This window comes from Streptomyces sp. NPDC033229, from assembly GCF_055576875.1.
Window position 1 is genome coordinate 1 of record NZ_JBVIQR010000124.1, and the last position, 5,222, is coordinate 5,222.

A 5,222-nucleotide genomic window follows, 5' to 3' on the forward strand; every position below is an offset into this window, starting at 1 on the left:
TCGTGGGTCGCGGTGCCGATGACGCCGCTGATCATCGGCTACCAGGCGTGGACGTACTGGGTCTTCCGCAAGCGGATCGGCACCCAGCACATTCCCGCTGCCGCGGCCTAGGTGTATTGACCTGCAGCGTTGTTGACGCGGCTGATTGGTGGCTGGCCTGCGAGTGCGGTGTGGTATCGGTGGTGGTTGTAGGTGTGGAGGAAGTCTGCCAGGGCTTCGGTCCGTTCGGTGTTGCTGGTGTAGGGCCGCTGGTAGGCCCATTCGTCGAGAAGGGGGCGGTGGAAGCGTTCGACCTCGCAGATGCTCTTATAGGTGTCAAGTTTGGTCAGGCCTCAGAAGCCGCATCTCAACCGATCATGGAACGTGCGGGTCGAACAGGTTTCCCGCCGGGGTGATCTTCCCGTTGTGCGCGCATGAAGACAGGACCTCTCGGTAGCTCGGGGATGCGAATCCAACCGAGCAGTGCCGGGAGGCCCTGGTGTCGTTGTTGTACGCGTCCGAACCCGTTCAGTTCAACTCGGCTGCTCCATCGTGTGATTGCCTCGCGCATGTGTACGGTAACGCGGCCGATCATCCGGACCGGGTGCGCCGGTATCCCTCGGACATGTCGGACGCGGAGTGGGCGGCCATCCGGCCTTTGCTGCCGGTGCCGGCCTGGCTTCAGGGCCGGGGAGGGCAGCCCGAGGGCTACTGTCACCGCCAGATGCTGGACGCGATCCGCTATCTGGTCGCGGGCGGTATCTCGTGGCGGGCGATGCCCGCGGACTTCCCTGATTGCGGCCGGGTTTACGCCTTCTTCCGCCGCTGGCGCGAGCACGGGCTGATCACAGAGTTCCACGACCGGCTGCGCGGACGGGTGCGTGAGAGGGAGGGCCGCCAGGCGGAGCCGACGGCCGGGATCATCGATGCGCAGTCGGTGAAGGCCGCGGCCTCGGTGCCGTCCGTCTCGCGCGGCTGGGTCCATCTCAGCGAGACATGCGACACCGAACGGCCGGAGGTGGTGGTGCACGTGGCCACGACGATCGCCCCCGTCCAGGACGGCGAGCTCACCGGGCGGATCCACGATGACCTGACGGCCGCCGCGCTGGCCCCAACCGAGCATGTGGTCGATGCCGCCTACATCAGTCCAGCCCGCGTCGAACGCGCCCAGCGGGTGCACGGCATCACCCTGCTCGGTCCCATCGTGCCCGACCACAGCCACCAGGCCAGGGACCGGGGCGGCTTCGACAAGGCCGCGTTCACCATCAACTGGGACACCCACAAGGCCATATGCCCCCAGGGCTCGGTCAGCAGGGAATGGAGGCCGCTGCGGATCAGCGGACACGACTACATCCAGGTCAAGTTCGCCAAGGCGGACTGCCTGTCCTGCCCGGTCCGCAGCCAGTGCACCAACTCCGCTGACCGGCCCCGGGCCCTCGCGCTCCTGCCCACCCGCGAACTCCACGAGATCCAGACCCGCAACCGGCTCGACCACCAGAACCAGGAACGGCAGCGACGCTACGCGATCCGCGACGGCATCGAGGCCACCCTCTCCCAGAACATCCGCACCTGCAGACTGCGCAGAACCCGCTACCGCGACCTGCGCAAGCCCCACGTCCAGCACGTCCTGACCGCCATGGCCTGCAACTCACCCGCGTCGCAGACTGGACCACCGAACCCCAGACGACCACCGCCGACCAACCCACTTCCACTCACCCTGCACCGCCACGCCATGCCCCCCAGAAAGATCACCAACAGAGTCACGGCATTGCCTTACTGGTTCGTTGGTTCGAGCGTATGCTGCCGGACTGATGCCCGGGACTGGTGCCCGGGGGGTGCCGGTGGCCGCGAGTGTGCCGGAGTTGTCGGGCTTGGGCTGACCTGGATATATCTGCCGGTTTGGTGGACCGGGTCGTTGCCGCGTGCGGCCGGACCGGAGCCTGCGCGGTGCTGGGATGCTGGGGCCATGGCGGATTCCGGCGAAGTCGTCGCTGTGCCGGGCACGGGAACGGCTGGAGCCCCCTACCCGACTCCTGCCCGGCCGCCGCCAACGGCCTCCCCTCCATGCCCGGCGCCGTCAGCGCCGTCCTGCTACTGACCTGCGACATCCTCACCGCTTCGAGGGTGGACGCGGTACTACCGGCGGTCCAAACACGGCGCGTCCGCCGCCCCGCCTCGGCGAAGTACCGGGCGGTCTTCCGCAGAGTGTCCCGCCCTTCGTGGAGCTCGCGGACCCGCCGACGCGGGGCAGATCCCTCCCCGAGTCCGGAGCCGACACGGTCCCCTGGGCTGCCGCATGGTAACCCGAACGCCGTGCGTCAGCAGCGGAGCCAGTTCCTCAGCATCCGGGGCTTGACTCCCACGCACCCGGCCTTGACCGGTACAACCCTCCTGGACCATCAAGGCTAGTGTCACCGGTGCCCAAGGCCCAGGGTCAGAGCCCCCCTTCCTCGTATCCCCATGTGCTGTGCTTGTCCCAGTCCGGCATCCAGAACGGGTACGGGCCGCCTTTGGGCAGATCGGTCTCTGCCGTGCGCGGCCTTGGGGGCCTGTTGTAGGCTGGCCCGTAGACAATTTCCCAGAGGCCGTCGCTGTACTCGATGACGTCCATCCGCACGTGTTGTTTCAGCCCGCGCAGTTGCTGTCGGAACTCTTCGGGAGCCAGCCCGGCGCGCACGGCGAGCGCGGGGATGTCGGGGCTCTGGAGGCCTAGGACCATGATCTCGGGAACGTCCTCGGGGCGGTAAGGATCGCCCGGTGCAGTGGTGCGTTCGGCCAGGAGCAAGAAGACCTTGCGGGCGGTCTCGTTGGCGATGTCGAGACTGAGTACGTACGCGGTGGCGTGCCTGCTCATTGCCCCCCCTGGCCAGGCGGTGATGACCGGAGTCTGCGTACTTTGGGGGAGCAGCCGTCGATGCGTTCGGGGTCGTGCTGGGTGTGGCTGAGGCTGCGGGTGTGTTCGAGGTGGTCGGGGTCGGTGAAGGCGGTGTTGGCCAGTGGTCCACGCCGCAACAGCGACCAGATGCCTTCCACCGGGTTCAGGTCCGGGGTGTAGCCGGGCAGCTGGACGATGATGAGCCAGGCGTGGTCGGCGGCGTGCTGCCGTATCCCGGCGGCCCGGTGGGGCTCAATTATCCCAGACGGGCACAGCCGGGGTGCCGGGCGGGCGCGGAGACCAGGAGGTCCCGGTAGCCGGTCCACGCGAGGCTCTTCCGCGCGCCCTTTGAAGGGCATGAGGATGCGAGGACGGCAGATCAGCCTCGACGGCTCGTCGGATTTGCAGCAACACGTCGCCGCGGTGGAGATGCGCCGCGAGGACCGGACGCGGAACCTGACGACGGGCGTGTGACCACACCGATCCCAGGTGCGGGCGCGTGGCGGCGTCATCGCGAACCCCGCCCCGTCCCCGAAGACGATGCGGGCTCCGAGGGCCGCCGCGCTTCTCCCACCCGCGGGGCCACACGTCCTTCTTCCACAACTGCACCCCCGTCCGAGTGCCCGGCGGGCCCGGCACTGCCAAGATCAGCCGGGCCAGTGCAGCAGCCGCCACACCCCCACAACCGTACAAGTGATGCGGAACGTCCTGCCGATCACGCATCTGACACGCTCCAGCATCCACCACTGGCCATCCCAGCCGTGCCCAGCTGGCCCCTGACGAGCTCTTCCTCCAGACGGGCGAACTGTTCACCGGACAGTTCCGGCAGCTTGCCGGCTCCCTCGACTCCAGCGCCAGCACCGCGCCCTCACGCCAGACACGGCGCCATCGCTCCGCCGAAAGCTCACTCATCCGCAGAATTCTGGCGATCACCGCCGTCTCCTTACCCCGCGCGGCCCACACTCCCCGGCCTCCAGCCGGGCCCCTTCCCGAATAGCCCGCCGCTCAGCAGCTAGACCCCCAGCCCGCGCGTACCACATGCTGTCGGCTTATCACAGGGATCAGCCACCGTCACCCACTCGGCACCAACCCGAAAACATCAGTTGTCACTCAGGAACGATCACGGCGAAGCTTGTTGGCCGCCCGGGTTCACGTTCCGGCCTCCTGCTCCGCGGCGCACACGTCGATCATCTGGTAGCCGCTCCGGGCTCGTTCGATGACGTCGAAACCTTCGCGCTCGAGGTTCTCCTTGAGAAGGTGGTCTACGAAGTCTTCCTTAGCCGCGGCGAGTTGGTCGCGGACGACGAAGTTGAGCCCCTCCAGACCGACATGTGCGGCGCTGCGGCAGCGGCGTTCGCCGTTGACCAGGACGTAGCTGTCGTTGTCGAGCTGCTCCTGGTGCTCGCCACAGGGCTAGGGAGGCAGCAGTGGGGACGACGCAGGCGGCAAGCTGCGCGTGGCGTAGCTCTTCACCGAACCAAGTCAGGTCCTCGCCGCTGCCGAAGTTCCGGCGGGGTTGAGGGGCCGGGTTCGCCCCGGTCGTCCCCTGGACAGCTTTCAGCACTTCCGCCCGCAACTCGGGCGTATCCTTCCGGGACTTGCTCGGCCTCTTCCGTCCGGGCTCTCTCGACCTCTACGTGGGTGCGTGCCCATCAAGCTCGGCTACATTCTGTTCTGCTGGAATCTCAAGATCCACTTATCTCGGGTGTCCAAGATCAGGGGCAAGGCGCGTGTCCCGAGCGCCAGTACCGTGTTGAGCTCATCCCCACTCGTATGGGCAGCGCAGGAACCTACTGAGGTTTTGAGGGTGGGGTCGGTGGTGCGAGGGTCAGGCCGGTGGCGGTGAGGCAGCCGTCGATCAGGTGGGGCCGGAGCTGGATCCTGCGTAACTCTCGGCGGAGCTTGCGGTCGAGGTTGTCAGGTGTGCCGAAGGCGGTGTTGGCCATCGCTCTGCGCATGAGTGACCAGACGGCACGGCCTCGACGGGGTTCAGGTCGGGCGCATACGGCGGCAGCCGGACGGTGGTGAGCCAGTCGTGCTCGGCCTCGTACCGCTTCAGGCCGGCGGCCAGATGGGTATTAAGATTGTCCCAGACCGCCACAATCGGGCCATCGAGCTGGATGTGTGCCCGCACCAGCAGGTCGCGGCAGTCCTTCCAGGAGAAGCTCTTGCGTACCCCCTTGAGCAGGAGATGGTTGCGGGGACGGTGGATGAGACGGCTCTTCTCACCGGGTTTGCAGCAGCACAACGCGGCGACCGAGGTCCGGCGGCGGGACCTGCCACGGACGCGGATGACAGGGGTGTGTCCGCGCCGGCCCCAGGTGCGGGCGCGGGGCGGCGTCATCGAGAAGCCAGCCTCGTCCTCGAA

At 67.4% G+C, this 5,222-nt stretch carries 4 protein-coding genes and 3 pseudogenes; 2 read left to right on the forward strand and 5 right to left on the reverse strand.

Going from position 1 to position 5,222, the window contains the following annotated elements:
* A pseudogene (locus ACZ53N_RS36205) lies at window positions 1–111 on the forward strand (cytochrome d ubiquinol oxidase subunit II); the annotation flags it as partial.
* Here the strand turns inward: ACZ53N_RS36205 and ACZ53N_RS36210 are convergent.
* A pseudogene (locus tag ACZ53N_RS36210) lies at window positions 108–296 on the reverse strand (integrase core domain-containing protein); the annotation flags it as partial. The pseudogenes ACZ53N_RS36205 and ACZ53N_RS36210 overlap by 4 nt on opposite strands.
* 308 nt (window positions 297–604) lie before the next feature.
* Here ACZ53N_RS36210 and ACZ53N_RS36215 point away from each other — a divergent pair.
* The gene (locus ACZ53N_RS36215; RefSeq protein WP_469144975.1) at window positions 605–2,077 is read left to right on the forward strand and encodes a transposase; all 1,473 of its coding nucleotides are present in this window, start codon (window positions 605–607) and stop codon (window positions 2,075–2,077) included.
* A 336-nt stretch (window positions 2,078–2,413) separates the two neighbouring features.
* Here ACZ53N_RS36215 and ACZ53N_RS36220 read toward each other — a convergent pair whose 3' ends face one another.
* From ACZ53N_RS36220 to ACZ53N_RS36235, 4 genes and pseudogenes are all read right to left on the reverse strand, one after another.
* Window positions 2,414–2,833: a hypothetical protein gene (locus ACZ53N_RS36220; RefSeq protein ID WP_469144976.1), complete on the reverse strand. Its 420-nt coding sequence runs from the start codon at window positions 2,831–2,833 to the stop codon at window positions 2,414–2,416.
* Window positions 2,830–3,180 (reverse strand): transposase, encoded by a 351-nt coding sequence (locus ACZ53N_RS36225; RefSeq protein ID WP_469144977.1) that lies wholly within the window; start codon window positions 3,178–3,180, stop codon window positions 2,830–2,832. The genes ACZ53N_RS36220 and ACZ53N_RS36225 overlap by 4 nt, the downstream gene beginning before the upstream one ends.
* A gap of 321 nt (window positions 3,181–3,501) precedes the next feature.
* Entirely contained in the window at window positions 3,502–3,594 is a 93-nt protein-coding gene (locus ACZ53N_RS36230) for a helix-turn-helix domain-containing protein (RefSeq protein ID WP_469144978.1), read from the reverse strand.
* A 1,050-nt stretch (window positions 3,595–4,644) separates the two neighbouring features.
* A pseudogene (locus ACZ53N_RS36235) lies at window positions 4,645–5,222 on the reverse strand (transposase); the annotation flags it as partial.